The organism is Cyanobacterium stanieri LEGE 03274 (genome assembly GCF_015207825.1).
GTDB lineage: Bacteria > Cyanobacteriota > Cyanobacteriia > Cyanobacteriales > Cyanobacteriaceae > Cyanobacterium > Cyanobacterium stanieri_B.
Map to the genome: position 1 here is coordinate 93,212 of NZ_JADEWC010000003.1, position 26,115 is coordinate 119,326.

Annotated in this window: 27 protein-coding genes and 1 pseudogene; 15 read left to right on the plus strand and 13 right to left on the minus strand. The window is 36.9% G+C overall.

Going from position 1 to position 26,115, the window contains the following annotated elements; translation table 11 throughout:
- Positions 1 to 5 precede the first annotated feature (5 nt).
- The 3 genes from IQ215_RS02270 to IQ215_RS02280 form a co-directional block, all read right to left on the minus strand.
- Positions 6 to 677 carry a ComF family protein gene (locus tag IQ215_RS02270; protein ID WP_206688479.1) on the minus strand — a complete coding sequence of 224 codons (672 nt, stop codon included), beginning with the start codon at positions 675 to 677 and terminating at the stop codon, positions 6 to 8.
- 159 nt (positions 678 to 836) lie between these two features.
- Entirely contained in the window at positions 837 to 1,730 is an 894-nt protein-coding gene (locus IQ215_RS02275) for a 3'-5' exonuclease (protein WP_193799708.1), read from the minus strand.
- A gap of 105 nt (positions 1,731 to 1,835) precedes the next feature.
- The gene (locus IQ215_RS02280; protein ID WP_193799709.1) at positions 1,836 to 2,447 is read right to left on the minus strand and encodes an alpha/beta hydrolase; all 612 of its coding nucleotides are present in this window, start codon (positions 2,445 to 2,447) and stop codon (positions 1,836 to 1,838) included.
- Positions 2,448 to 2,473: 26 nt separating this feature from the next.
- Here IQ215_RS02280 and IQ215_RS02285 point away from each other — a divergent pair, with 26 nt between their 5' ends.
- Complete coding sequence (locus IQ215_RS02285; RefSeq protein ID WP_193799710.1) at positions 2,474 to 3,094, plus strand: hypothetical protein; 621 nt, start codon at positions 2,474 to 2,476, stop codon at positions 3,092 to 3,094.
- A 51-nt stretch (positions 3,095 to 3,145) separates the two neighbouring features.
- Positions 3,146 to 3,844: a lysophospholipid acyltransferase family protein gene (locus tag IQ215_RS02290; RefSeq protein ID WP_193799711.1), complete on the plus strand. Its 699-nt coding sequence runs from the start codon at positions 3,146 to 3,148 to the stop codon at positions 3,842 to 3,844.
- A gap of 76 nt (positions 3,845 to 3,920) precedes the next feature.
- On the opposite strand, the gene IQ215_RS02295 is transcribed toward IQ215_RS02290, so the two are convergent.
- The gene (locus IQ215_RS02295; protein ID WP_193799712.1) at positions 3,921 to 4,406 is read right to left on the minus strand and encodes a photosystem I reaction center subunit XI; all 486 of its coding nucleotides are present in this window, start codon (positions 4,404 to 4,406) and stop codon (positions 3,921 to 3,923) included.
- A 186-nt stretch (positions 4,407 to 4,592) separates the two neighbouring features.
- On the opposite strand from IQ215_RS02295, the gene IQ215_RS02300 reads away from it, so the two are divergent.
- Entirely contained in the window at positions 4,593 to 4,709 is a 117-nt protein-coding gene (locus tag IQ215_RS02300) for a photosystem I reaction center subunit VIII (RefSeq protein WP_015223948.1), read from the plus strand.
- A gap of 99 nt (positions 4,710 to 4,808) precedes the next feature.
- Here IQ215_RS02300 and mdh read toward each other — a convergent pair whose 3' ends face one another.
- Together mdh and IQ215_RS02310 are read right to left on the minus strand one after the other, a co-directional pair.
- The gene (gene mdh, locus IQ215_RS02305) at positions 4,809 to 5,771 is read right to left on the minus strand and encodes a malate dehydrogenase (protein ID WP_193799713.1); all 963 of its coding nucleotides are present in this window, start codon (positions 5,769 to 5,771) and stop codon (positions 4,809 to 4,811) included.
- A gap of 9 nt (positions 5,772 to 5,780) precedes the next feature.
- Positions 5,781 to 5,999 (minus strand): NAD(P)H-quinone oxidoreductase subunit O, encoded by a 219-nt coding sequence (locus IQ215_RS02310; protein ID WP_015221697.1) that lies wholly within the window; start codon positions 5,997 to 5,999, stop codon positions 5,781 to 5,783.
- A 258-nt stretch (positions 6,000 to 6,257) separates the two neighbouring features.
- Between IQ215_RS02310 and mutL the strand changes: the two genes are divergently transcribed.
- On the plus strand, positions 6,258 to 7,925 hold the full coding sequence (gene mutL / locus IQ215_RS02315; RefSeq protein ID WP_193799714.1) for a DNA mismatch repair endonuclease MutL: 1,668 nt from the start codon (positions 6,258 to 6,260) through the stop codon (positions 7,923 to 7,925).
- Positions 7,926 to 7,946: 21 nt separating this feature from the next.
- On the opposite strand, the gene IQ215_RS02320 is transcribed toward mutL, so the two are convergent.
- Together IQ215_RS02320 and IQ215_RS02325 are read right to left on the minus strand one after the other, a co-directional pair.
- Positions 7,947 to 9,116, minus strand: coding sequence for a TIGR00341 family protein (locus IQ215_RS02320; protein ID WP_193799715.1), 1,170 nt, complete (start codon positions 9,114 to 9,116; stop codon positions 7,947 to 7,949).
- A 27-nt stretch (positions 9,117 to 9,143) separates the two neighbouring features.
- Positions 9,144 to 10,385 (minus strand): vWA domain-containing protein, encoded by a 1,242-nt coding sequence (locus tag IQ215_RS02325; protein WP_193799716.1) that lies wholly within the window; start codon positions 10,383 to 10,385, stop codon positions 9,144 to 9,146.
- A gap of 109 nt (positions 10,386 to 10,494) precedes the next feature.
- Here IQ215_RS02325 and IQ215_RS02330 point away from each other — a divergent pair, with 109 nt between their 5' ends.
- The 4 genes and pseudogenes from IQ215_RS02330 to IQ215_RS14515 all read left to right on the plus strand — a co-directional run bounded on the left by IQ215_RS02330 (position 10,495) and on the right by IQ215_RS14515 (position 14,935).
- A complete protein-coding gene (locus IQ215_RS02330; RefSeq protein WP_193799717.1) occupies positions 10,495 to 11,508 on the plus strand; it encodes a diguanylate cyclase domain-containing protein in 1,014 nt (337 codons plus the stop codon).
- 498 nt (positions 11,509 to 12,006) lie between these two features.
- Positions 12,007 to 13,686: a DUF7305 domain-containing protein gene (locus IQ215_RS02335; RefSeq protein ID WP_193799718.1), complete on the plus strand. Its 1,680-nt coding sequence runs from the start codon at positions 12,007 to 12,009 to the stop codon at positions 13,684 to 13,686.
- A 597-nt stretch (positions 13,687 to 14,283) separates the two neighbouring features.
- Positions 14,284 to 14,523, plus strand: a complete 240-nt coding sequence (locus IQ215_RS02340) for a hypothetical protein (protein ID WP_193799719.1) — start codon at positions 14,284 to 14,286, stop codon at positions 14,521 to 14,523.
- Positions 14,520 to 14,935, plus strand: a pseudogene (locus IQ215_RS14515) (PIN domain-containing protein). Before IQ215_RS02340 ends, IQ215_RS14515 begins: the two are co-directional and overlap by 4 nt.
- Positions 14,936 to 15,018: 83 nt before the next feature.
- Here the strand turns inward: IQ215_RS14515 and IQ215_RS02350 are convergent.
- From IQ215_RS02350 to nagA, 3 genes are all read right to left on the minus strand, one after another.
- Entirely contained in the window at positions 15,019 to 15,240 is a 222-nt protein-coding gene (locus tag IQ215_RS02350) for a type II toxin-antitoxin system HicA family toxin (RefSeq protein ID WP_193799720.1), read from the minus strand.
- A complete protein-coding gene (locus IQ215_RS02355) occupies positions 15,240 to 15,482 on the minus strand; it encodes a DUF1902 domain-containing protein (RefSeq protein ID WP_193799721.1) in 243 nt (80 codons plus the stop codon). The genes IQ215_RS02350 and IQ215_RS02355 overlap by 1 nt, the downstream gene beginning before the upstream one ends.
- Before the next feature lie 434 nt (positions 15,483 to 15,916).
- Positions 15,917 to 17,083: an N-acetylglucosamine-6-phosphate deacetylase gene (gene nagA, locus IQ215_RS02360; protein ID WP_193799722.1), complete on the minus strand. Its 1,167-nt coding sequence runs from the start codon at positions 17,081 to 17,083 to the stop codon at positions 15,917 to 15,919.
- A 174-nt stretch (positions 17,084 to 17,257) separates the two neighbouring features.
- Here nagA and IQ215_RS02365 point away from each other — a divergent pair, with 174 nt between their 5' ends.
- A complete protein-coding gene (locus IQ215_RS02365; RefSeq protein WP_193799723.1) occupies positions 17,258 to 17,758 on the plus strand; it encodes a bifunctional nuclease family protein in 501 nt (166 codons plus the stop codon).
- A gap of 56 nt (positions 17,759 to 17,814) precedes the next feature.
- Here IQ215_RS02365 and dapF read toward each other — a convergent pair whose 3' ends face one another.
- Positions 17,815 to 18,648: a diaminopimelate epimerase gene (gene dapF / locus IQ215_RS02370; RefSeq protein ID WP_193799724.1), complete on the minus strand. Its 834-nt coding sequence runs from the start codon at positions 18,646 to 18,648 to the stop codon at positions 17,815 to 17,817.
- A 32-nt stretch (positions 18,649 to 18,680) separates the two neighbouring features.
- Between dapF and IQ215_RS02375 the strand changes: the two genes are divergently transcribed.
- The 4 genes from IQ215_RS02375 (at position 18,681) to IQ215_RS02390 (ending at position 22,554) form a co-directional block, all read left to right on the plus strand.
- Complete coding sequence (locus IQ215_RS02375) at positions 18,681 to 18,890, plus strand: Hfq-related RNA-binding protein (RefSeq protein WP_193799725.1); 210 nt, start codon at positions 18,681 to 18,683, stop codon at positions 18,888 to 18,890.
- 328 nt (positions 18,891 to 19,218) lie between these two features.
- Complete coding sequence (gene acsF, locus IQ215_RS02380) at positions 19,219 to 20,295, plus strand: magnesium-protoporphyrin IX monomethyl ester (oxidative) cyclase (RefSeq protein WP_193799726.1); 1,077 nt, start codon at positions 19,219 to 19,221, stop codon at positions 20,293 to 20,295.
- A gap of 150 nt (positions 20,296 to 20,445) precedes the next feature.
- A complete protein-coding gene (locus IQ215_RS02385) occupies positions 20,446 to 21,387 on the plus strand; it encodes a spermidine synthase (RefSeq protein ID WP_193799727.1) in 942 nt (313 codons plus the stop codon).
- A gap of 432 nt (positions 21,388 to 21,819) precedes the next feature.
- Positions 21,820 to 22,554 carry a glycoside hydrolase family 24 protein gene (locus tag IQ215_RS02390; protein ID WP_193799728.1) on the plus strand — a complete coding sequence of 245 codons (735 nt, stop codon included), beginning with the start codon at positions 21,820 to 21,822 and terminating at the stop codon, positions 22,552 to 22,554.
- A gap of 229 nt (positions 22,555 to 22,783) precedes the next feature.
- Here the strand turns inward: IQ215_RS02390 and IQ215_RS02395 are convergent, their stop codons facing one another.
- Positions 22,784 to 24,193 (minus strand): amidase, encoded by a 1,410-nt coding sequence (locus tag IQ215_RS02395; protein WP_193799729.1) that lies wholly within the window; start codon positions 24,191 to 24,193, stop codon positions 22,784 to 22,786.
- Positions 24,194 to 24,530: 337 nt separating this feature from the next.
- Here IQ215_RS02395 and IQ215_RS02400 point away from each other — a divergent pair, with 337 nt between their 5' ends.
- On the plus strand, positions 24,531 to 24,737 hold the full coding sequence (locus IQ215_RS02400) for a glycogen debranching protein (protein ID WP_069789958.1): 207 nt from the start codon (positions 24,531 to 24,533) through the stop codon (positions 24,735 to 24,737).
- A 235-nt stretch (positions 24,738 to 24,972) separates the two neighbouring features.
- Positions 24,973 to 26,091: a HEAT repeat domain-containing protein gene (locus tag IQ215_RS02405; protein ID WP_193799730.1), complete on the plus strand. Its 1,119-nt coding sequence runs from the start codon at positions 24,973 to 24,975 to the stop codon at positions 26,089 to 26,091.
- The last annotated feature ends 24 nt before the right edge of the window (positions 26,092 to 26,115 follow it).

Below are 26,115 nucleotides of genomic sequence, written 5' to 3' on the forward strand. Positions count from 1 at the left end.
GTCTATTATTTCTTATTAATTGATGTAAGACTAGAGGCGATCGCAACTACCCCCAAAACTTTAATATTAAGAGTTTTAAGCACCCTTATTGCCTCCTCCACCGTTGCCCCCGTAGTGTAAATATCATCTAAAATAATAACAGAATGCTGACGATTAAATCGAGAATAATCCTTCCCTATAGTAAAGGCTTGACTAATATTACTTTCTCTTTCTAACGTACCTAAATTAAACATCGCATCAGTATTTTTAACCCTTATCAATAAATTAGGTAGAAAATTATAACCAGTAATTTCACAAAAAGACTTTGCCACCAATTCTGCCTGATTAAAACCCCTTTCCTCCAACTTTTTTCTGTGGAGAGGAATAGGCACCACAGTAATTTTTTTACCCTTTTTTCGTAACTTATTATCAACCCAAGCCCTCGCCAGAAACTGTCCAAAAACCTCTCCTAATTCGACCTTATTATCATACTTAAAAGTAAAAATAGCCCTCTTAATATAATTTTCATACCTAGCCCAAATAAATAAAGCATAATCCTTATTCGTGTTGATTAAAGGATTCGTAATCTCACAACTGATTATCTGATTATGACAATATTCACAAATAATGTCATTGGTTTTCCGTTCACATAATACACAACTAGACTTAAATAAAAATGATAAAAAACTCTTGATCATAAAACTAATTTATAACCATTAAAAACATTTATAACTTGTCAATTAATTACTTACATCAAGTTGTTTAGCTTATAAATATTATTAGCCAAAATAATTACAAATTATCTATTCATAATAGAACCCATTGCATAATAAAGAAATTAAAATAATATTATCATTCTATTTAGACTCCGTTAAACGGTAAGAACTCTTAGTAATTATCTCAGTAGATAAATCATTTAAATTATCCCCCAAAATCGTTTGAATATCCTTTGTTAGAGTAACAGAAAAATTTAAATTAACTTCTCCCTCATTAACTAGTTTTACCAATTCTTGTAAATTAGTTTTGATAGTATTTGTTTTACTTTCAGATAATTTAAAATAATCATTATTTTTTATCCCATCATTAATCATTTTACGTTTTATTTGCTCTTTCAAATCCTTAATCTCTGAATCCAAAAATAACCATTCTTCCTCTATTTCCTTATATCTTTCACACAAAAAATCTAGGCTTTTTTCTTCTTCTCGTTTATTCATAAATTCCTCTAAAATCACTAAATGATGATAAACCTGAGCCAAATAAACACAATCCATCTGAGCATAATATAATTGATTCTTACTCAGAGGACGTACCCCCCAATCTCCCCCTTGTTCGCCTTTATCAATATCTTTAAAATCCGTAAAATGTTCCGTCAATGCTTTAAGAGATTTACTTTTAATAGGCAAAAGATAATAAGGAATATTTTTAGCTAAATTATAAGTACAAAAAACGTTTTTAGCATTCCCCTCTCCTAAAAATCTTAAATCGTATCTAGCATTATGAAAAACCTTAGTAATGCTTTCATTAACCATAATATGTTCAATAAAATAGTCAACCAAATCCCTCTGATTTAACACATCAAAAAGATACGTTCTACTACCATCAACATTATCAGCATAAGCCAAAACTTGAACTAAAGAAATTCGAGGATTATTACTTTTATAATCAGCCGTTTCCGTATCAAGCCAAAGTATATCCGTATCCTTTAAATCAAGAATAATATCTTTAATTTCTTCTTTATCAGTTAAATACATACAATTATTAAACCTTATTTAGTTAATACCCATGGTGAAAATAATCTACTTTTCAATTGAGCATTTTTTGATCAAAAAAATTATCTAACATAGATAAATTAACCATTACTGAACTTGTCTTAAAACAAAATCTCGTATCACGTTAATTTCTAAAGGGATAATCTCATGTGCCATAGAATACTCCTTATACTCCACTTCTACCCCCACAGCCTCCAATTTTTGCCTAGCATCCCTTGCCCCCTTAATAGGCACAACAGGATCATTAGTACCATGACAAATTAAAGTAGGCGGAAAAGGATTTCTATCTGCCCTAGGCTCAAAATGTAAATATCCACTAAGGCTACACACTCCCGCCACAGGTAATTGTAACCCCACATCTAAACTCATTGCTCCCCCTTGGGAAAAACCTCCCACAATAGTTTTACTCAGAGGTATATTAGTTTTATCCTCCAAGGTTATTAACCAACGATAAAAAGTATCAACGCTTTCCTTAATACCTTCGTTATTGTTTTCCAAGGCATACCAAGCTCTACCTTCAGATACATGGGGATGGGGATATGGTGCATTAGGAAAAATATATTGACAATGGGGCAAATCTAATAGAGGAGGTAAAGACGATAAATCATGATAATTTGCCCCCCAACCATGCAATAAAACAAAAATATATTTAATTTCTTGCCCCGTAGGAGGATTATGGATAATTGTATCTAAATTCATTTTTTATCTGTGGTGTGATAGATTAGATGCTGTTTAAACAATATTTTATCTTTTATTGGGTGAAGATATTATTAATTAAAGTTACTATTTCCTTACTTTTTTTTCCTCCAGCCCTAAACTTATTAATGGGAGCTTTAGTGGAGAATAATTTATCTTACCGTTTTTTTAGCGGTGGTCTTTTTCTATTTTGTTTAGAACAATGTCGAATGGCTATTGTTGATTTAAACAATTATTTTATCGCAACACAAGATTATAAGAATAAACATATTTCCTTTTATTTTTTTGTTTTATGTATAACGATCGCCCTTGAAATCATAGGATTTTATTGGATGTATTATTACATAAATATTGGAGCAACTATAATATTATTAAGTCAACTATGGTTCAACAGCTTAGCAAAAATAAAAATTAGTATCGTCAACCAAGAAGTTATCATTTATCCATGGACAATAAATAAAAGAATAGGGGAATTATTAGGAGCATTACTAGGAATAATCCTCATAATTTTGTGGACATTAAATATTTATCCATTAACCATGGGTTTCTTAATGTTATCCATGATGATCATATTCACCACCATTAAATATGCCATACCAACCCTTAAAAAGACACTCAAAAAACTGTCATTATCATCCTCAAATAAATAACTATAACTTTTAACCTAGAAATAACAACCAATCAAAATCATCAAAATAATAATGATTAGTGAACAAAAACAAACCCACTCCCCTAGCCATAATCATTCCTCCCAAATTACCTCAGAAATAGCCCCATGGTTAAGTAAAATCGCTTACTTTCTCGGCAAAACAACCATTCTCCCTCTATTCTTCAAAAATATAACCATTACAGGACAAGAAAACATTCCCCGCAACGGTGCGGTAATTGTCGCCCCCACCCACCGCTCTAGGTGGGATGCCCTTGTCGTACCCTACGCCGTAGGAAGACTATCTAGCGGTAGAGATCTTCATTTTATGGTATCCGCTAACGAAATGAAAGGCATTCAAGGTTGGTTTATCCGTCGATTAGGAGGATTTCCCGTTAACACCGAACACCCCGGCATCGAAAGCCTAAACCATAGTTTTGAGTTACTATCCCAAGGGGAAATGGTCGTTATCTTCCCCGAAGGCGGAATTTTCCGCACCCAAGAAGTACAATCCCTAAAAAGAGGAGTCGCAAAAATTGCCCTCGACACTGAAGAAGTAAAACCAGAAGTACAAATAAAACTCTTACCCGTCAGAGTTAGCTACGATCAAGAAATACCTAGAAAGGGAGCTAGTGTAACCATTAACATTGGTAAACCCTTAATAGTCAAAGATTATCATATTTCTTCTCAAAATCCTAGACGTAATAGCATTAACTTAACCCAAAGTTTAGAAGAAGCCCTCAAAGAGTTATAAAAAAAGCAAGAGGAAAAAATCCCCTTGCCAATGATTTTTATATAATTTTGCCGATAGTTAAGAAAATATTCCTCACTTACCAAACATTTTTGGCCGCTTCAATTAAAGGCTGTAAATAAGTAGTTTGACAGAGGAAAAAAGCAAAAAAAGCACCACCAGAAGCACCGAGAAGGAAACCAGAAGCAAACTCGCTCCAACCTTCTTTGGTTGCTAATTCAGCGGGAACTTGAGGAGTGGTAAGAGTTTCAGTAGGTTTACCAACCCCTACAGCACTATAAATAGACAAACAAATTGTTAAAATAGCAACTAAGCCAATGGTTGCCAACAAACCAGCTTGCGCACCAAAATCAGTATCTCTTAAAGGCCCTAATAAAGCAAAAGGTCCATAGAGGAAATAACCATGGGCCATGCCAATTTCTAAGCCACGACGGTTAGGGGACAAACCCTTGCGATAAGCAGGTAAACCATTAATAAATGCTTTTGTAAAACCAGATCCGTTAATAGGAGTGCTAAGATTTCCTACTTGAGGATCGCCACCAGAATGAACTACGTTAGTACTCATGGACTTTTATTCGATCTCCTTATAGTTTTTTCACAAAAAATTATTGTTTGTAGCTTACTTTAACTTGAGATTTGATTCTCGAAGTTTTTTTGTTAAGAATCTTTATATTTCGTCAATTTTTGCCTAGGTTCGCTGTAATATCCATGGTAGTTAATTTTATTGTTTAGCATAAGGATAATAACAATCATGCTTGGAGAATACGCAGCTTCTTTCTTACCATCCATTTTAGTTCCCGCTGTAGGTTTAGTTATGCCCGCAGTAGCCATGGCACTATTATTTTTACAAATTGAAGCAGAGGCATAATTAGAAAATCCTCTCAATCATAAAAAAAATCTAGGGATGTATTGTGTTTAGTACCTTAAGGGAAAAATATACTACTTCCCTCCCCATGGGCATAATAATTTACTTACTCAAAGCCATATTAATACTACTACGCACTGCCTTCGCCGATTTTTGTAAGATTTCCCTTTCCTCCGTCGTTAACTTAATCTCTAAAATCTGCTCGATTCCGTTACTACCAAGGCGACAAGGTACACCCAAAAATAAATCATTCAAACCATATTCTCCCTGCACATAAGCCGCCGCCGTCAGCAACCGAGATTGATTAAACAAAATCGACTCAATCATATAACAAGCCGAAGAGGCAGGGGCATAATAAGCACTACCCGTCTTGAGTAAACGGACAATTTCCGCTCCCCCATCCCGGGTGCGCTGGATTAACTTATCAATGGTTTCGGGTGATAATAACTCCGTAATAGGAATACCGCTAACGGTACAATAACGGGGAATTGGTAACATTAAATCCCCATGCCCTCCTAATACCATCCCCTGCACATCGTGAATAGATACCCCCAATTCAAAGGCAATAAAAGTTTCTAACCTTGCAGAATCCAACACCCCTGCCATGCCCATAACCCTTTCATGGGGCAAACCGCTGGTTTTCCACACCAAATAAGTCATTACATCTAAAGGGTTGGTAACGACTAAATAAATGGCATCGGGAGAGTAATGGAGGGATTTTTGAGTGGCTTCAGTGACGATTTTGGCATTGATTTTTAATAAATCATCTCGACTCATTCCAGGTTTTCGGGCAACCCCTGCGGTAATTACTACAATATCTGAATCTTTGGTATCTGCATAATCGTTAGTACCCATGATCTCGCAGTGATGGGATTGTAACCCCTGAGCTTCTGTTAAATCAAGGGCGATGCCTTGGGGTAAACCTTCCACAATATCCAAAAGACAGACATCAGCTAAGTTTCTTTCTATTAGTCGTTGGGAAAGGGTGCGCCCTACGTTTCCCGCTCCAATAATGGATACTTTGGCGAGTTTGTTACAGGATGAGAGGTAAATGGATTCTGCCATGGTAGGTTTTTATTCGATGACTTCTAAATGATCGAGACGAAACCAAACATTGGGGGTAGGGGTGTAAAATTTGACTAGGGCATATTCATCGTTTAAGTCAAGGATTTCTCCTTTACTCTCAAATATGTAGCTAGGAAAACGGCTATCACTGGCTTTGGCTTCGAGACTGTTTTCTAATTTTTCTTTGATTGCTTTTACAAAGGATCCTTTTTTGATTTTACCTGCCATATTCTTTTATATGTGGATGATTACTAAAATAAATATACCAAGTTAAAGTAAAAAATGGGGAGCAAGAAGTTAAAAGCAAGAGTTTGTATTAAGTTTGAATGATTAGTGATAAAAAAAGAGCTTGGTTTTGCTCTTTGTAGTCTTCAAATTATGAGGAAAGTTTATTTTTTTTCATTTAAACTTCGTGTTAAAGATTATTAAACACAATCAATAAAGATTTTCTATGAGGTTAAATTTTTCATTGTTAATTGTTGAGTGATGTTAATTCAAAAACTTCCGATAGATGTCATTAAACTTATTGCTGCGGGGGAGGTAATAGACTCTCTGAGTGCGGTGGTAAGGGAGTTGGCAGAAAATAGTTTGGATGCTGGGGCAGGGCGTATTGTGATTTCGATTCAGCCTTCTTTGTGGCGGGTGCAGGTGGCGGATAATGGTAGGGGTATGGATAGGGATGATCTTTTTTTGTGTACCCAAGCCCATACTACCAGTAAAATTAAGGATTATAACGACTTACATCGTATTAATACCCTTGGTTTTCGGGGGGAGGCTTTACATAGTATTGCTCAATTGGCGGATGTGAAAATTGTTAGTCGGGTGGCGGATGATTGTGGTTATGAAATTTGTTGCCATGATAATCATTGTAGTACCATAAATCCCGTGGCGATCGCCCCCGGAACTATTATTACGGTGGAAAACTTATTTAAAAATATTCCCCTGCGTCGCCAAGCCAATCCCCCTTTTAAACAACAAATAAAACAAATTCAAACCCTCATCGGACAACTTTCTTTATGTCATCCTCAGGTAACTTGGCAACTATTTGTAGATGATAAATTAACCCTTTATATCCATGGTGATAATGAAATAAAAAAAATTCTTTCTCAACTATCTAAAACTATTAAATATCATGATTTAACTTCCCAACAAATAACCATCAATACTCCCGAGGAAAATAGTTTATCACACCTTGATTTAGTCTTAGGATTACCCGATCGCCTTTCTCGCCCCCGTCCTGATTGGGTCAAAATAGGATTGAATGGTAGGGTTATCAAATCCCCTGAATTAGAATCATCCATCTATTCCGCTTTTCATCGTACCCTAGGGCGCGATCGTTTTCCCGTAATCTTTTTACACCTCAAAACTTCCCCCCGACAAATAGACTGGAATCGACACCCTGCTAAGGCAGAAATTTATTTACATAACCTCGATTTTTGGCAAGAACAAATCATATCAGCTATTAACAATATTTTTAAAATTACCGATAATAATATAAATCAAAAAATTCCCAATTCAAGGGTAGAAAACATCCTAAAAGTAGCAGAAAATAAAGCCCTTTATCACATAGAAGAAAAACCCAAAAAAATTGATAAAAAAGAAAGTCTCGGTTTAATCAACTTACAAGTAATCGCCCAATCGAGAAATACTTATATTATCGCTGAACATGATCAAGGAATGTGGTTAATAGAACAACACATTGCCCACGAAAGGATACTATACGAACAATTACAAGATAACTGGCAATTAATGCCCCTTTCTCAACCCATCATCCTTGAAAATCTGTTGTCCAAACAAATCGAACAATTAACCCATCTTCAACTAGATATAGAAAGTTTTGGCGAAAATCTATGGGCAGTGCGTAACATACCTCAAATGTTAGCCCAAAGGAATGATATGGCAGATGCGTTGATGGAGTTAAGCTGGGGAGGAAATGTCGATAATGCCATGGTGGCCGTTGCCTGTCGTAGTGCCATTCGTAACGGTACAAAATTGACCATAGAACAAATGCAAGACATCGTAGATAGATGGAAAATGACCAGAAACCCCCATACTTGCCCCCATGGACGCCCTATTTATTTATCCCTTGAGGAATCATCGTTATATCGTTTTTTCCGTCGTCATTGGGTATTAGGTAAAAGCCACGGTATTTAAACAGGGCTGATTTACTAGGTGCTATTCTCCTTCGACTCTAAATCTGGGGCTATTATTACCCTGAGGAATAGAAAAATTAGAATTTTGGTCAAAATCTTCAAAAACGTTAGAGTTATTTACGGGAAAATCTGCCTCAACCTCCCTCGTAACCCTTTTCACGGGGACAATATAAAAAACTAACTCAAAATCCCGATTCATCCTCACGCTAACATAATCTCGCACCAACTCCACTTGTCGGGGGGTAATTTCCTTGTCTGTTTGCATTGTTACATTAATAAGAGGTGGTTTTTGTGTCCAGATAATGCCCACCTTAACCGCTTCTACATCTTGCCCCACCGTAATGGTTTCATTGGCTAACTGACGGTTAATTTCTTTCTCTATTTGTTGTTGTTGAATTAACTGAAAAAAACTAGCCCCTAGGGGGATAACTAAAAAAGCAGTGGTAATACTTGCCCATCCAAGGGCTTTTGTGGCTTTAGTGTAGCCTGAAAGTATAAAAGCCACCATACAAGCAAGGGTAATACCTAATAAATTAGTAATATATAATAAGAAAGCCCCTGTGGCATAACCATACAAACCCGAAGCAAGGGATATTCCCACCACACATAAAGGAGGCATGAGGGCAACGGCGATCGCAGTTCCTGCCAAAGTATCACTAATCCCCGATCGCACCTTACCAAAACCACTAATTAACCCTGCACTAATGGCAATACCCAAATCAATGAGGGTAGGCTCAGTTCGAGCCACAATTTCCGAACCCACATCGGGTAAAGCCACCACCACCGCAATAAACCAAGACAATAAAAGAGCTAAAAAAGTAGCCCCCACCAAAGAAAGAATAGACTTTTCAAATAGTCGATAATCTCCCTCACAAGCAGAAAAAGCTAACCCCCGTAAAGGTAACATCAACGGGGCAACAATCATCGCCCCAATAATCACCGCTGCACTATTACTAAGTAACCCAAAAGAAGCAATTAGACAAGAAGCAATGGTACATAAAATATAGTCAACCCCCCAACGAGAATCACTGGTTAACTCTTGATGTAACTTAGCGATGCGGGTAGCAGAAACACGGGGTAAAATACGATTTACGGATAATTTAAGCCAGCGCCAAAGCGCCCGAACTTTTTTACGGTTAAACCATTCCGCTACGAAATTTTGTACCTGTTGCCGAAGGTTAGATTGATTCATCTTTTAAAAGGTATGGGGTAAAAAAAATTATAATTGTAAGGTTGTTTTCGCTGCCATCTGAGTTTTTTTCTTCTCAGACTCCGACAACTTCTGCCCTGTTTGTAAACGGGTAGCGCTGGTTTGTAGCACGGTTGCACCACTTTGATCCCCTAGTTGCAAAGCGGTTTTAGCGGCATTTTGGAGCAGGGTAGCCGCACCTTTATTGTCTCCCTGTTCAATTTTTTCTTGGGCTAGGCGGGTTTGGCGATATTTAGCTAGGGTAAGTAATGATTTTTGAATTTCTGCATCGTTTTGGGGTTGATATTGGGCTTGTACTTGAATATTAACGGGAATTTCCTCGGAGGTCATGGTTTGCCCTTTTATGTCGTCATATTGTACCTTAATCTTGGCGATCGCCTGTGAACCAAGGGAAAGTTTACCGAGATAAAGATTAGTTAAAATAATCCTTTCTGTGGTCATTAAATCCCCTAAACGCACGGTATATTTATTAGTGTAATCATCTTCCCGTTGGGGTTCTAATTCCACGGTTTCGGGGGCTACTTGGGCCATGGGTTTTAATTCTGCCATGCGTACATCTTCCCCTAATTCCATAATCAAGAAAGCATTGGTTAAACCCACCGACTCCATGCGGGTTAACAGTTTTTGAAATTCATCTTTGGCTTGTTCAGCAAATTCAATATGGGTTAAAGTACCATTGGCACAATCACTAATGGCCTCTAATACTTTTTGATTCCAATTATTACCGAAGCCCATGGCATTGAGGGTAATATTATATTCCGAAGACATTTTGGCAAGTTTTAAACATTTTTCATTACTACCATGCTCATTTTCCCCATCGGTAAGGAGTAAAATTTGAGAAACTCGATTTTCTTTTCCTAAATTAATTTGTTGGATTCCTAGTTTCATGCCCTCATCAATGGCTGTGCCTCCATCGGCACGTAGTTGGTTGATTTGGGTTTTGATGGTTTCTAAATCGGCAACGGGTTGACTATTGACTACCACTGTCGCTTGATGGTTAAAACCCACCACCGAAACTCGATCTTCTTGGTTTAATTTCTCGATAAGGGCGATCGCCGCTTGTTTTACATTTTCTAACGGTTTACCCACCATTGAACCGCTATGATCCAAAATAATACATAAATTAAGAGGTAAACGATTTAAAGAAGAATCTTTCACCGCCTGAACACTAATTTCTAATTGTCTTTGAGTGCTAGTGTTTTCCGCCGAAAGGTTATTGTCATTAAGTCTTGCTTTTAGTAAAGGTTTCATAAGTAATCGGAATAATTAATCAGATTGTTAGTATCATTTTTATTATTACCGAGATTTTAAATTTTGATAGTAAAAGTTAATTGGATTTTAATTAATATTTAATAAATCTATGAAGAAAAGTATAATTATCTTAGATGATTTAGAGGAGCAAATAAGTTTTTTTAGAGAACTAATCACCCAGTCAAATCATTCTTTTATCGATGTTAACAACGAGTCTGACTTACTAGATTTAGTCCAACTACAAGATCCTGATCTAATCCTAATTAGTAGCACCATAACAGATCTTAACTGCTATCTCGTTTGTAAAAAAATTAAACTCTTAGATAAGGGTAAAAACATCCCCATTATCATTATCAATCGAGATGATCGTTATTTTAATATTGAACAAAACTTTGACGCAGGGGCGGACGACTATATTAATTATCCCTTCATAAAAAGAGAAGTTATTCATCGTCTCAATCAACAACTACTTATTAAAGACCTAAAAGATAATTTACGAGAAACGACCAATCGGTTACATAAAATTATCCCTCACTATCAACGATTACAAGAAATAGTCGAAAAACATCATTTAACTATTCAAAGAAATTCCCATGAAGGACAGTTAAATCTTATTCCCCATCGTAAATATTTTGAAGAAATGTTACAAAAAGAATGGTTAAGGGCTTCTCGACAAAGAACCTCTTTTTCTGACACAGAAGGAACAAATATTTCGGTTATCTTAGCAAAAATTAATGACTTTCAGTCCTATAAAAAGAACCATGAAAAAGAAATTATTGATAGTTGTCTCCGTATAATTACTGAAGATGTTAAAGATACTGCCAAAAGAGCAGGGGATTTAGTGGCAGAATTTGATCAAGATACTTTCGCTGTACTATTACCTAGTACCGATGCCATGGGTGCAGAAAGGGTTGCCCAAGTAATCGGGGAACATATTATGGCTCTCCAGATTCCCCATCATTTCTCCTCTATTAGTGAATATATTACCTTTAGTTTTGGTTTAGCCACGGGCATTCCTACCCAGGCCATTCATTCTAGCACTTTAATCGATGTGGCTCAGGATTGTTTGCAAAGGGCGATCGCCTCCAGGAAAGCCAATGCCATTGTCATGGATCAATTTTAAGTTAGTAAACATCATATTATGGGGTTCTTATCTTAGCAAAAAAATATTTTACTTTGGATATCAAAAAACCTTAAGTATAGATATTTGTTTAAGATAAACCCTTTTTTTATGGTCATATTAATCAACTACTTCATCGAAGAAATTAAATAATTTTTAGCCATTACTGTCTTAGGTGAGTTAAACTTTGAATAAGTAAATTAACAATACATCCTATTATATTATCCTCCACATAAACTGTCATATCCTTACAAATACTTAGCATTTATTCGAAACACATAGAAAGATTACGTATATTTACTGTTATTAATTAGTAAGTTTTTTGGTACATTAATAGTGTAGGTAAAAATATATTCATAAACAAAGTTTAAACAGCTCGACGGGTGATAAGAAAAACACAGCGATAGTGGATCATCATTAAGGGCATAAAAATTGAAAATATTAGAATTACAAGATTACTAAAATTACACTTACTGTAAAAAAAGGGGACGGGTAAATATTATGTCACACAAAAATAAAACATCAAAACAAGATAGCTTCGGAGCAAACTTCAAGTTTAACCTCCTTTCTGTGTTACAAAATAGCTCTCAAAAAGGCTCTACCCTTGCAGTAGGTGTTGGGCTAGGGGCGCTGATGATTGCAGGGACAACCATGGCGATCGCCACTTCTAGCCAGAATAAAACTAATGTGGTAGCTCAAGAGCAAACGGCACAAGCAGTTGCTCAAGCAGAAGCAGGAATAGCTACAGTTCAAGCAATGTTGGTAGAGAATCCAACTCTAGCACTTTTTAGTAAAGAAGATTGGGAAGATTTAGCCACAGGGCAGACTACCATAGATCAATTAAATCAAAGATTAGCAGAAAGATTTGCATCTGATAGTAACACAGCAAAAAATATAGGTCGTTACAATCTGATTGTTAGTGATGTATCTATATGGGACTTAGATACCAACGGCAATAGTGTAATGGCAAAACTACCCAATAGTTTTTTAATAGCTGGACCTCCTGCGGGTAAAGGAAATAATAAAAACAAGGAAGAACCTTCCAATAACAACACTCAACAACCTTCTGAATCCAGTACAACAGGGGCTTCCTGTACCCCCTTAGGACAGAATAATACAGACAGTGAAAACTCTATTCCACAACTAACAGAAGATGATCTATCAACAATTACAGCATTGATTTCTGTGCCGAATTCAGAGTCTGAAGAAGGTATTGAGTCTGAACAATCAAACGAAAAACAATTTGAATTAATTAGTTATCAGTTTGATGATAGCGAAGAAACAGGGACCTTAACTGTTGAAGGAAAATCAAAAGACTCTAAAGCTAGAATACAAGTTAAGTTTGCCGTCATACCACCAGAGCCTGGACAAGTAAATCTTGGAGGATTTCCCTCAAGCGAACTTCCTGACGCACCTGGCCTTTGGGCTCAAAACTTTAGCGTCAGCGGAGGTGGTAATCAAACTATTAACTCAGATATTCTTGATTCTTCTGATTGTGTTAATGGTGTTCCTTGGACTAAACCCCCAAGCGGAGCATTTAAGCATAATGGAGATCATGTAGAATTTAATAAACTTTTCCCTCCTTTACCATTAGCACTAAATAACCAAGATAAATTTGATATTCCTGATAGTTTAGATACTATCACAAGTGGAAAGTGTACATTAAATCCCACAGGTTCATCTTCCTATGAATATACTGGCGGTTGTGGTTCTTCCATTTCAGTAGATGTGAGTGGGAATAAAACCGTTACTATTTATTCTGATGTAGCAGTTCCCACAATTCAAGCAACGGGTATGAATGATAATCCAGGTAGGGTAATTGTTTATAGTAATGATGGTTTAAATTTTGGAGGAAGTTCTACCCTATCCAATGCTGATCAATGGAAACATATTCAATACTATGTCGCATCTGGAGATGTTTTAACAAGAGGTAATTTAACTTCATCTGGTTTCATTTTTGCCCCCAAGTCTGAGTTTAGAATTAACGGTGGTGGCAACGGAACTCATACAGGACCTATTTGGGCTGAAACGATTAACGTTCGTGGTGGCGGTAATAGTACGATGAATCCTTCTTTAGTTGCCGAAAACTTTGAATATTTAGAACTTTTCAAAACAGATCCTACCTCTGTTCGTATTGGCTCTATTCAAGGATATGAAAGAGTAGAAGCATCCAATAATTAAATTTAATTAATCGCCCCTTCGGGGCGATTTTTGAGTGTTATGGTGCGATTATTTTAAAAGCCATACTAAATTGGTTAAAGTTCTCTGAACGACTATCAGACGATGAGCATTTTTCGTTTCAAAAAATTGTTGCTTAAAGTAAGGTGCGCTGGGTTTGATCCCCCTATATCCCCCTTAGTAAGGGGGCGTTTTTTATTTAAGGTGCGCCGGGGGTTTTATGATTATCATAGTTCAATTTATTGAACGTGAAACCATTAGCCTTGTAATTCATTGCAAGGCGGATAGTGATATGATTTTTAGATCGGATTTGGGGTTAAGGGCGATTATGAAGAGGTAAGGTGCGCTGGGGTTTTATGATTATCGTAGTTCAATTTATTGAACGTGAAACCATTAGCCATGAAATTTATTTGATGGTGAGATAATGATAATAATCGACTATCGTTTAATACCGCCTCGTAATGAATTCCGAGGCTACGGATTTTTCGTTTAATGAATTAAACTCATGGATGTTGTAGAGTGCGCTGGGTGGGTTTAAAGTGCGCTGGTTGGGTTCATGTAGAAGTAAAATAGAATTGTTTACCAATATAATTTAATAATATGAAATCACAAATAAAGGACTCTAATTTTACTTTTGAAGATATATTAAATCTTGTCAGAAAATTACTCACATCGGAGCAAATAAAATTGAGTCAAACCATAGCACAAGAGACACAAAATAATATTAAATATCGTACAAAAACTTTTCAAAGCCTACTACAACAAGTTAAACCAATTCCCCAAAGTTTTGACATTGATCAAGCTAAAGAAGACTACTTTAAGGAAAAATATAACCTGTGAAAATTCAAATAGATACTAACATTATCATTGATTATGCTTTGATACGTCAGCCATTTTATGATGATGCGGATCTTATTTTTAGTCTGATAGAGCAAGAAAAATTAGAGGCGTATATTAGTGCCACAACTTTTACAGATATGTTTTACATTTTAAAAAACCAAGAGGAAAAGAATGGACATTAATGTTTTTACAACAATTATTGACTATTTGCAAAGTTACTACCGTAGATGAAACAATTGTAAAACAAGCCTTATTAGAACACTACAAAGATTTTGAAGATGATGTACAGTATCATACTGCACTTTGGAATCATTTAGATGCTATCCTCACTCGTAATCCCACAGATTATCCACAAAATACTACCATCACTATTCTGACACCTCAACAATTACTAATGTTGTTTAGGAATTAGGAATGCAATTTTTTGGTTAAAGTGCGCTGTTTGTTGTAAGGGGCGATTATAGAGAGGTAGAGTGCGCTAGGTATTTGTTTAGGTTAACTATTAAGAAATGTATCAACATCAATATTTGCTTGTTTTAATATATTTCTTAAAGTACCTTCTTTTAATTCTCGATGATGAGGAATAGTTGTTCTAGCTTTAGTTTCTGGATTAAACCAAATTTCATGATCTCCTTTTGCACTTCGATAAAACTGAAATCCTAGTTTTTTCATTTTTTTGGTTACTTGTAAGTAAGAAAAACCCGATAATCTACCCATCAAACCTCCAAAATTAAAGGATATTCAAATGTAGAAGGAAAATCTTGAATATTTGAGTTAATATGATTATGTTCTTTTTCTAATTCCCAGAGAATTTCTGCCACATCTTGTGCAATTTCAATGACTTCTGCAATAGTTTTTCCTTCTGCCACTAATCCTTGTAAATCTTCACTGGTGGCGATGAAATATTCTTCTTCTTTTTCCACTAATTTTTCAATGGTTAATTTGATTAATTTTTTCATTTTTCATCTATATTCTCATTGTTTTTCATAGAGTATACTCCGATCATCTTAACAGATTGCTTAGAGCCGTAGAAAGGTGATGATATACTCAATAAAAATATACCTTAGTTCAATTCATTGAACGATAAACCGTTAGCCTTGTAATTCATTGCAAGGCAGGTGGTGTTTAGATGGGATTTGGTGTTAAGGGGCGATTATGAAGAGGTAGGGTGCGCTGGATGTTGTAAGGGGCGCCGGTTGGTGTGATGATTCTCTTAGTTCAATTTATTGAACGTGAAATCATTAGCCATGAAATTTATTTCATGGTGGGATAATGGTAATAATCGACTATCGTTTAATACCGCCTCGTAATGAATTCCGAGGCTACGGATTTTTAGTTTAATGAATTAAACTCATGGATGTTGCAAGGGGCGCTGAAGCATACTGATAAATCTCTAACTGAGACTATTATTAATTAAAATTCTCTCCCAAGTTAGTTGTTTCGTTTCTGGGTAATGATGCCATCGGATTAAATTCGCTTTTTGCCCCACTGTGAGGGTTGGCATTTTCATGGCTTTTCGGGGTGCATCAGTAACAAGGCCGATCGCCCTTTCAACAGTACAAATGTCCCAATTTATTAAATTTTGAGCGCCAACGAATAGAGGTAGGGTTGTACCCGATAACGTGCCATCGGGAAGGGTAGCGGTACCATTTTTTACCTCTATAGTACGTTCATCCCAAGGGTATATGCCATCATCTAAGCCGATGGGTGCAAGGGCATCACTAACTAAAAATATCCCTGCATCATAGTTACTGGCTTGTAAAATGACTTTTAACATGGTGGGTGAAACATGTTTACCATCAGCAATCAAACCGCAATAAACACCGCTACGGGCGATCGCCTCTCCTAACATCCCTGGTTCTCGGTGGTGTAAACTGGGCATAGCATTAAAAGCGTGGGTTACCATAGATGCCCCTTGCTCAAAAGCTCGTTTTGCCTCCTTTGCCGTCGCCATAGAGTGTCCCAAACTAACAATCACCCCCAAATCAGTTAAATAGGGAATTACATCCCCTTGGGTGTCTAATTCTGGAGCAAGAGTAATAATTTTGATGATGTTTTCATAATTATTGAAAACTTTTTTTACGTTTTCTAAATTTAAAGATAATAAATATTCTTCGGGATGAGCTCCTTTTTTATCTTTATTTAAAAATGGGCCTTCTAGGTGAACTCCTAATATTTCTGCTTCATTATCCTTTTTTTTAGACTGTTTAAATACTTTAATTACTTCTAAAGATTGATGAATTTTTTCTACCGAAGTTGTCACAATAGTTGGCATAAATTCATCTACTCCCACTGACCATAAATAGGCACAAATTTGGTGGAGTTTTTCTAAATCATTTAATGCTAAATCGGGAAATGCTAAACCCAGTCCGCCGTTAATTTGTAGATCTAAGCCACCAAGGGAAATATAATCTCCCTCCATATCGATATAGTTTAAAATGGTCTGTTCTGTTTGGCTTTGTTCTTCACTCTTACTAATATGGGTAATTTTATGGTTATTAATGGTGATATTTTTTAAGGTAGATTCACCAATGATACGACAATTAATTAAATTAATCATAGTTATTATAATTACTAAAAAAAGAATCAATAAAAATGGTTATAAAAGTTTATTTAAAACAATAAAATTAAAAAAAATCTGGTTATAAAATCAAAAAACTGTGGTAGGATGATAACAACCTCATACGGGGAGGTCATGGTTCACAACCCATATTGTTATAGTGAGATAATATAAATGATTGAAATGAAAGTAGCGGCGATCGCCCTTGATGCAGTAAGTCGTAGCCCCATCGTACTACTAAAAGACGCTACCGAGCGCCGTGCTTTGCCTATCTACATCGGTCAAGATCAAGCCAGATCAATCATTGCAGCCCTGGAGCAACAACCAACCCCCCGCCCCCTTACCCATGATTTAATGTTAAATATGTTCCATACTTGGAATATTAAACTAGATCGAGTGGTAATTAATGCCCTTGAGGATAACACCTTTTATGCCCTTCTCTGTACAAAAATGGGTAAGAAGGAAAAAAACATCGATTGTCGCCCCAGTGATGCCATTGCCATCGCCGTGAGGGAAGGTTGCCCCATTTGGGTAATGGAAGAGGTGGTTTTAGATGCCTCCATTCCTGTGGATAGGGAAGCCGATGAGAAAGAAATGGAGGCTTTTCGAGAATTTGTGGCAGAATTAAGCCCTGAGGAGTTGATTCGCCGCGCCCGAAAAACCCTAGAGGAGTAATTGATAATGGACAATGGACAATTGACAATGAACAATTGTGTTATCCCGAATTGGGGTTACATATTGCCTGAAAATACTTTCAATGCAGGCCCTGTCATATATACATGGTTATCCTCTTCATTCCATTCAATTTCCAAGCATCCCCCTGGTAATTCTACAGTGCAGGTGCGATCGCACTTACCATTTAAAACCCCAGCTACCACCGTGGCACAAGCTCCCGTACCACAGGCGAGGGTAATTCCTGCCCCCCTTTCCCATACTCTCATTTTGACATAATCAGGGCGTACTACTTCAATAAATTCCGTATTGGTTTTTTGGGGAAAAACTGCGTGGGTTTCAAATAAAAGGCCAATTTTTTCCAAATCTATATCCGCTACCCTATCCACAAATACCAAACAATGGGGATTACCCATACTCACACAGGATACTTGATATTCCTTATCTCCTACGGTTAAAGATTCCTTAACCACCTTTTCTCCCCCTTGGTTGAGGGTGGTGGGGATTTTGGCGGGGTTTAACTCAGGCTCTCCCATATCTACTCGAATCATACCCTCACCCTTGATGGTAGGGGTAATAGTACCTGCTAAAGTGTGAATAGGATATGTTCTACCTACTTCCTCTTTTCCTTCTAATTCCGTGACAAATTGGGCAAAACAACGAATCCCATTACCGCACATTTCAGGTTCTGAACCATCAGAGTTAAAGATTCTCATGGTATATTGACAATTATTCTGGGGCGGTAAAACGAAAATTACCCCATCGGCGCCGATGCCGAAGTGGCGATCGCACATTTTCACTGCTTCTGTGGGCGTAACGAGGGGTTGATCAGATTGACGATTATCGATCAAAATAAAGTCATTACCTAATCCGTGATATTTGCTAAACTGCATAATTATTTTTTCGCTCAAGTAGATAAAAAAAGATGCCTACATTTAATACTGGTCTTCCTAGTGTACGTCAAATCCAAGCATTTATAAAAGATAAAACCAACATCCAAATCGGTTTAATCACCAGTCAAAGCACGGAAGGACAAATCCTCTGGCAAGATGAAAATTGTATCTGCATTCTTGAGGAAGGTAGAGAAAAAACTTTAATTTGGTTAAGTGCGATCGCCTATATCAAACCCATCTAACCATTGTTCCAATTATCCATTATTAGCTTTACTGATTTTAGGTATGATTTCTCGTTGAGAAAGCGAATAGGGAACGGTTATAATATTTAGAAATCTTGGTTTTTAGCGTAATTCAACTATATTTCATACCATAATCCGTGCAATGCCCAATTATTTATCGTTTATCCATAAAAATTAATAGAAGTCAAGAAAAAAGATAAAAAAGTTAATATTTTTGTAACAAGTATTAATAAACTTCACGAAAATATATAGTCCTAGGTCTGTTAAACTGAGGAAGGAATTAAAATATTACATATAAATTCAAAAATACTGTCTCAATCAAAAAATTATGGTAACAACAGTTCAAAAACCAGAATTTGAAGAACTACGCCCTGGGATTAAAACCCCAGCCAAAGAAACCATCCTCACCCCTCGTTTTTACACCACAGATTTTGACGAGATGGCGAAAATGGACATCAGCGTTAACGAAGACGAATTAAGAGCAATTATCGCCGAATTTAAACAAGATTATAACCGTCATCACTTTGTCCGTAACGCCGACTTTGAACAATCGTGGGATCACATTGACGGTGAAACCCGTCGCCTATTCGTAGAATTTTTAGAACGCTCCTGCACCGCAGAATTTTCTGGATTTTTACTATACAAAGAATTAGGCAGACGTTTAAAAAACACCAACCCCCTCTTGGCTGAAGGCTTTAACCTCATGTCTCGTGATGAAGCCCGTCATGCAGGTTTCCTCAACAAAGCCCTAACAGATTTTAACCTATCCCTTGACCTTGGATTTTTGACCAAAAGTCGTAACTATACCTTCTTTAAACCTAAATTCATTTTCTACGCTACCTACCTATCTGAAAAAATTGGTTATTGGCGCTATATCACCATTTATCGTCACCTCGAGCAAAATCCCGAAAGTCGCATCTATCCCATCTTCAAATTTTTTGAAAATTGGTGTCAGGATGAAAACCGTCACGGAGACTTTTTCGATGCTGTCTTAAAAGCTAAACCAGAATTTCTCAACGATTGGAAAGCAAAATTATGGTGTCGTTTCTTCTTGTTATCTGTATTCGCTACCATGTATCTTAATGACTTACATCGCTCTGGCTTTTATGCCTCCATCGGTTTAGATGCAAAGGAATATGATAAAACAGTCATCGAGAAAACTAATCAAACCGCTGGTAGAGTTTTCCCCGTTATCCTTGACATTGAAAATCCTAAATTCTACAACAAGTTAGAAAAATGTTTTGATAATTGTGAGAAATTAAGAGCCATTGATGATTCAAAGGCGATCGCACCTATCAAATTATTACGCAAACTACCTATCTTTGCATCTAACGCCGTACAATTCATCGGTTTATACTTCATCAAACCCATCGAAGCTGACACCCTACAAGGTTGCGTTCGTTAATTAATTTTTTGGTTAAGTAAAATATTCACAACCCCTGTCTATGGATGGGGGTTTTTAATATCTAGCCTGAAAATTTATTTTAAGTTACTATAGAAGATTAGTCGATTTCGATGTGAACGGTAACAAAAGTAACAGAAAAATAAACAAACTATGGCAGGATCTCAAGTAAACGCAGACATTTGGATTAGTGAATATATAACCCCCTATGACATTTATGTTCACGGAATCACCAACATCTTAGCCCATAAAAAAACCCCCTATCAGGATATGTCCATAGTCGAAAGTGGAGTTTATGGCAAAGCCCTAGTATTAGATGGTAAATGGCAATCTTGCACGGGAGACGAATTTTTATACCATGAAGCGTTAGTACATCCTGCCATGATAGCTCACCCTAACCCTGAAAATGTTCTCATTTTAGGAGGTGGAGAAGGGGCAACCACCCGGGAAGTTTTCCGCTGGACTTCTGTTAAAAAAGCAATGATGGTAGATATTGATGGGGATGTGGTGGAAGCCTGTAAGGAACATTTACCCGAAATGCACCAAGGCTCTTTTGATGATCCTCGTTTAGAATTAGTGATCGGGGATGCTTTTAATGTTTTGGATAATAGTCAAGCTCAATGGGATGTGATTATTTCCGACCTTTCCGATCCTATCGAAGAAGGTCCTTCTTTTCAACTATTTACCCAAGAATATTTCGCTCAACTAAAAGGATGTTTACGGGATAACGGTATTGTGGTGATACAAGCCGGGCCAGTTGCCCCCGCTAATTTGCACATCCACGGACGTTTAGTAAATACCCTGAAAACCGTCTTTAGTAACGTTCATTCTTATTTTACCCCCACTTGTACCTATGGTTCAGCTTGGGGCTTTGCCATTGCTTCTGAGCAAAGTTTTGACACCATGCCCAATCCTGAAAAAATTGATCGTCTCCTCGAGCAGAAAACGACCAACGATTTTCGCTCTTTTGATGGCATAAGTCTTTTAGGAATGTTACATACCCCCGGTTATATTCGTCAGGCTATTAAAAATGAAACGGAGGTTTACACCATGAAACAACCCCCTAAATTTTTCGGGCAAGGCATTAACGGTTAATTCTTGGATGATGAGAAGTAGGGATAATGACTTTAAAAAAATCATACCTACTCTCTGATACCGAATCCCTAAACCAGGGTGGTTAGAAAATATATTTTAACCTCGGGTTGGGGTTTGTCAGTATGGTAGGGACGTAACATGATATGTCCGTAAAGGTAGAATAGTTCAATAAATTGAACGAACTACTATTAGCCGTGTAATTCATTACACGGTGGGGCAACTGCAAAAGTACAATCTATTTATAACGAATTATCCAAACTTGATATAATCCATTGCAAGGGGAGTGAGAATATATTTTACCCATCGGATTTGATATGATTTTCATGTCAATGGTCATGATATTTGGTGTTATTTCTTTTTTTGCTGTATGAACTGTTACACTAAATCTTAAATTTATGTTACAAAAAGTATGGAGCAAAAATTAACTACTGTATGACACACCTGACAAATTCCCAACCCAATAAAATATTTATGATCAGTAAAAATATTCTCAAGACGTTTATTTTAATACTTATTTTATGGGGAGTAGGTAAAGTGTTGCTCAGGGAAAAAGAGCCACAAATAAGACGAGCAGGACAACAGATCATTTCTAATATTACCCAAAATTACGACATAGAACCCTTGGAAATGGAAGGGGGAAATCCTTATATTAGGGCTTTAATGCGCACCATCAGCGCCTCAGAAGCAAACTCCGATCGCCCTTACCACATCTTATATGGGGGCCGTCATATAGATAATCTCAAACAACACCCCAATCAATGTGTAACCATTGCCAACGGGCCAAACCGTGGTAGATGCTCCACCGCTGCGGGAAGATACCAATTTTTGAACACCACATGGGCCGAGAAAGCTAACCTTTATCATCCCGAACCTTCAGGGTTTTTACGCAAAAGTTACAGTTTTGAGCCTATTTACCAAGATAAAGTATTATATAGTTGGCTCAGGGATACCAACGCATGGGGTGGCACTGATATTACTCAACTCCTAGAACAAGGACAAATAAACACAGTATTAGAATTACTCTCCCCCACTTGGACAAGTTTAGGTTATGGTATCGAAAGCAATTCCATCACCCGTAGTTTACCTAATATTTATAAAAAGATGTTAGAAGAAGAATTAATGAACACTGGTTCTTCATACTTCTTACATTATCGATCTTCCCAGTAATACCAAATCCGATTTGTAAAATTTACTATCATCCACTTGCCACAGTTGACAATAAACAATTATTATCTTTTTTCTGTTGCCTGTTCCCCGTTCCCTGTTCCCCACCCTAATTAGTATATTATTGAAACAGGATTTAGTATAAATTTTAACTATGGGCGCTGTGATACTAAATCCCTAAATATAATTTAGTTCAATTCATTGAATGGTAAACTATTAGCCTTGTAATTCATTACAAGGGGATGGAAGGTTGATATTTTTGCCATTGTTTGATTTGTTCTAACTGATAAGCTAATTGAAGTAACGTAATCTCATCCTTAGGTTTTCCCACAATTTGAATACCGACGGGTAAACCTTCATCTGTAAATCCTGTGGGAAGGGCGATCGCCGGTTGTCCCGTAGCATTAAAAGGAGGACAAGGAGCAATCCAATTAATGATATTATTTAAAGTCGCCTCCGATGATAAACTAGCCCATTGCCCCACCTTAATAGGAGGTTGGAGATAAGTAGGTAGAATCAGAGCATCAAAATCAGCAAAAAATGCCACAATTTGACGAGAAATCACCTGCACTCGGTGAACAGCATTTAAATATTCTCGCAAACTAGGTGCGGTTTCCCTTAACCATTGATTCATCGGATTAAGAATAGTTTCAGGAAAATCAGCTTGGGCAACACTTCCTTGCCAAATAATCTTAAAAGGTTCAACAATAGTAGAAAAATCAGGACAACCCTCAGAAACCTGATGCCCCATATTAGCAAAAATATCCACCACATCCTTTACCTGTTTTTGTAAACAATCATCCGCTTTACCAAAGGGTAATATTTCCGTGGCAAAAGCAATTTTCAAAGATGGAGGATTATTCTTCACTAAAGAAGCAAAACCCTCCGAAGGATTTTCCAACCAGTAAGGATCTCCCATAACATAGCCTGATAGAATATCTAACAAAATAGCCCCATCCATAACACTACGACTTAAACAACCATGGGTTGCCATTCCTGCTAGGTAATCTCCCACAGGGGCGCTAGAGATTCTTCCCCGAGAAGGCTTTAAACCTACTAAACCGCAACAAAAAGCAGGTCCACGCACTGAACCACCACCATCTGACCCATGTACTACAGGAATTAAACCCCCTGCCACGGCCGCGGCTGCCCCTCCACTAGAACCCCCTGCGGTATATTCGACGTTGTAAGGGTTGCGACAAGGGGGAACACTAGGAGACTCAATATAGGGCAATGAGCCTAATTCTGATGTGGTTGTTTTACCTAAAATAATCATCCCTGCTTCTTTGATTTTGGTAACAATGCCACTGTCAAACTCGCTGATATTGTCTTTGATAAAACCATTTCCATAGCCTATGGGCATTCCTTTTACGGAGTATAAATCTTTGATGGCGGTGGGAATCCCGAAAAAGGGGGGTAATTCTTGGGTGTTTTTGGTGTTGCCGAGAATTTCTGTTTTCAGATGGGCATCTTTGATGGCGCTATCGTGGGCGACATGGGCGAAGCTACCTAGTTGGCTATCTATGTTATCAATGCGTTGCAGGTATAGTTGGGTTAATTCGAGGGGAGAAATTTCTTTTTTATGGATTAGTTTTGCCCATTGGTGGGCGGCGGTGAAAGGGAGGTTATGATTATTTGTCATGATATTTGATTTATTTTTTTTAATATAAAATAATCTGAGTTCTGGATAAATTTTATATTCTTGTAAAGGCGTGAATAATTGACAATTGACAATTGACAATGAATAATTAAACTATTTTACTCTTACTCCTCATCTCCCATACTCCCCATCTTCCATACTCCCCATCCCCTGCAACCTTTACGGACATACCATGTTACACTCCTACCATACTGACAAATACCGACTGAGGTTAAAATAACAGTGCCAGAAAAAATTTACAAAAAATTAACTTATCGTTTCTGTTTCGGGTTGGGATCTACAATATAGGTATGACAGATGAAATAATGAGGTTTTATTTATGACTATTTGGGTAAATGAACAAATTGACGGTTGTGGAATTGTTCAAGCCTGTATTGCTGGAGTTAATAAGGAAGCGGCTGATGATTGTCATCGTGATTGGCAGGAAAAGTTAACGGATGATCAACAAAAGCAAGGCTGGAAGGCTGTTTTACGCACTGTTAATAGTTGGGATGATGTGCCTGTTAATGCTCTCAAATTAAGTTAAGGTTATGGTTTGGGGTTTATTTTTTCCCCCCATCCTTTTTATTTGTCTTAGAGTCTTTTTGTTGGGTTTCTTTTTTTTAACCCAACCTTAAGGGTTTTGTTTTATGTAAATATTGTTTTTTGCTAATGTATTTATTGCATGACAATACATAAAATGTATTATGTATGACTAAATAGGGGAGTGAATTCTTTTAAACTGGGGTAGTTAATAGATGGTATCATAAGCCGAAAAGATAATGTATTTACCCCAACAACGTAATATCCCTTTGGATAATCTCGAATCATTTTCTTTACATTCTGCCCTGGTGATTTTGGAAAATGGCGATTTTGAGGAGCGATGGGCGATCGCCAAGGTTCTGGTAAAATATGGTGATGATGTTATTGAGCCATTAAAAGGAGTAATTCTCGATGAACATCAGGAGAGTGAATATCGTTGGTTTGCCCTTAAAATTATTAGTCAATTAGATAATCCTGAAATTGTTTTAATTATTAGTGAGTTATTGGGTATTACGGAGGATGAAGATTTAATAGTTTTAGGTACTCAAATTCTTGCTAGTCAAGGGGAAAGGGCTATTTCTATTTTAACTTCTCTCCTTGATTCTCCCCAATATCGTCTCTGCGCCACTAAGGCATTAGCCCAAATTCCCCATGGTTTAGTTATTCGACCTTTGCTTTCTGTGGTTAATGATGATAGTGTACAAATTAGGCAAAGTGCGATCGCCTCTTTGAGCAACTTTGATAACCCTTCCATTATTCCCATCCTAGAAAATGCCCTCACCGACTATAATTCAGCTATTAGGAAAGAAGCATTAATAGGGTTAATTAGAAAAAGTAAATATTATTCCCCCTTACAACTAACTAACGTTATCTCCCCTTATCTTGAGGATATTGATTTAACAGTATGTCAACAATCAGCCATCTGTTTGAGTCATATTCCTAGTCAACTCACCACAGACATCCTTTTTTCTACCCTCATTAAGCCATATACCCCCATTCCCCTTCAAGATACCATCATCAAAGCCCTTGCTTGGCAAGAAACTTCTTACAGTCTTTATGCCCTCGAAAAAGCACTATATTTAGTCTCTGAAGAAATATGTTGTGAAATAATAGCCATTTTAGGTAGAATAAATAAACCAAAAATAAAAGAAATTATTACCAAAATAACCTTAAAATTTTATCGTAACCATGAGTTAGCAAAAAAATCAGATCTTATTATCCAAAATCTTTGTTATACATGGCAACAGATGGAAGCTAAAGAATCGGTTGATATTCTCATAAATATTGTTAATATAGGGGACGAAAAAAGCAAAATTTATGCTCAGTCAGCCCTACAACAATTAAATAAAATTACCTAAATAGATTAAAATAAATTCATTGTC

Bases quoted from the DNA above. Each gene is read 5' to 3' on its own strand.
- IQ215_RS02310 (WP_015221697.1), bottom strand. From the start codon at position 5,999: ATGGCAGGTAAAATCAAAAAAGGATCCTTTGTAAAAGCAATCAAAGAA.
- IQ215_RS02405 (WP_193799730.1), top strand. From the start codon at position 24,973: ATGTATTTACCCCAACAACGTAATATCCCTTTGGATAATCTCGAATCA.
- IQ215_RS02290 (WP_193799711.1), top strand. From the start codon at position 3,146: ATGATTAGTGAACAAAAACAAACCCACTCCCCTAGCCATAATCATTCC.
- IQ215_RS02335 (WP_193799718.1), top strand. From the start codon at position 12,007: ATGTCACACAAAAATAAAACATCAAAACAAGATAGCTTCGGAGCAAAC.
- IQ215_RS02385 (WP_193799727.1), top strand. From the start codon at position 20,446: ATGGCAGGATCTCAAGTAAACGCAGACATTTGGATTAGTGAATATATA.
- IQ215_RS02330 (WP_193799717.1), top strand. From the start codon at position 10,495: ATGAAGAAAAGTATAATTATCTTAGATGATTTAGAGGAGCAAATAAGT.
- acsF (WP_193799726.1), top strand. From the start codon at position 19,219: ATGGTAACAACAGTTCAAAAACCAGAATTTGAAGAACTACGCCCTGGG.
- IQ215_RS02390 (WP_193799728.1), top strand. From the start codon at position 21,820: ATGACACACCTGACAAATTCCCAACCCAATAAAATATTTATGATCAGT.
- IQ215_RS02275 (WP_193799708.1), bottom strand. From the start codon at position 1,730: ATGTATTTAACTGATAAAGAAGAAATTAAAGATATTATTCTTGATTTA.
- IQ215_RS02295 (WP_193799712.1), bottom strand. From the start codon at position 4,406: ATGAGTACTAACGTAGTTCATTCTGGTGGCGATCCTCAAGTAGGAAAT.
- IQ215_RS02320 (WP_193799715.1), bottom strand. From the start codon at position 9,116: ATGAATCAATCTAACCTTCGGCAACAGGTACAAAATTTCGTAGCGGAA.
- IQ215_RS02350 (WP_193799720.1), bottom strand. From the start codon at position 15,240: ATGGGTAGATTATCGGGTTTTTCTTACTTACAAGTAACCAAAAAAATG.
- IQ215_RS02270 (WP_206688479.1), bottom strand. From the start codon at position 677: ATGATCAAGAGTTTTTTATCATTTTTATTTAAGTCTAGTTGTGTATTA.
- nagA (WP_193799722.1), bottom strand. From the start codon at position 17,083: ATGATTAATTTAATTAATTGTCGTATCATTGGTGAATCTACCTTAAAA.
- IQ215_RS02365 (WP_193799723.1), top strand. From the start codon at position 17,258: ATGATTGAAATGAAAGTAGCGGCGATCGCCCTTGATGCAGTAAGTCGT.
- IQ215_RS02280 (WP_193799709.1), bottom strand. From the start codon at position 2,447: ATGAATTTAGATACAATTATCCATAATCCTCCTACGGGGCAAGAAATT.
- IQ215_RS02300 (WP_015223948.1), top strand. From the start codon at position 4,593: ATGCTTGGAGAATACGCAGCTTCTTTCTTACCATCCATTTTAGTTCCC.
- IQ215_RS02355 (WP_193799721.1), bottom strand. From the start codon at position 15,482: ATGAAAAAATTAATCAAATTAACCATTGAAAAATTAGTGGAAAAAGAA.
- IQ215_RS02340 (WP_193799719.1), top strand. From the start codon at position 14,284: ATGAAATCACAAATAAAGGACTCTAATTTTACTTTTGAAGATATATTA.
- IQ215_RS02400 (WP_069789958.1), top strand. From the start codon at position 24,531: ATGACTATTTGGGTAAATGAACAAATTGACGGTTGTGGAATTGTTCAA.
- mutL (WP_193799714.1), top strand. From the start codon at position 6,258: ATGTTAATTCAAAAACTTCCGATAGATGTCATTAAACTTATTGCTGCG.
- mdh (WP_193799713.1), bottom strand. From the start codon at position 5,771: ATGGCAGAATCCATTTACCTCTCATCCTGTAACAAACTCGCCAAAGTA.
- IQ215_RS02395 (WP_193799729.1), bottom strand. From the start codon at position 24,193: ATGACAAATAATCATAACCTCCCTTTCACCGCCGCCCACCAATGGGCA.
- IQ215_RS02325 (WP_193799716.1), bottom strand. From the start codon at position 10,385: ATGAAACCTTTACTAAAAGCAAGACTTAATGACAATAACCTTTCGGCG.
- IQ215_RS02285 (WP_193799710.1), top strand. From the start codon at position 2,474: ATGCTGTTTAAACAATATTTTATCTTTTATTGGGTGAAGATATTATTA.
- dapF (WP_193799724.1), bottom strand. From the start codon at position 18,648: ATGCAGTTTAGCAAATATCACGGATTAGGTAATGACTTTATTTTGATC.
- IQ215_RS02375 (WP_193799725.1), top strand. From the start codon at position 18,681: ATGCCTACATTTAATACTGGTCTTCCTAGTGTACGTCAAATCCAAGCA.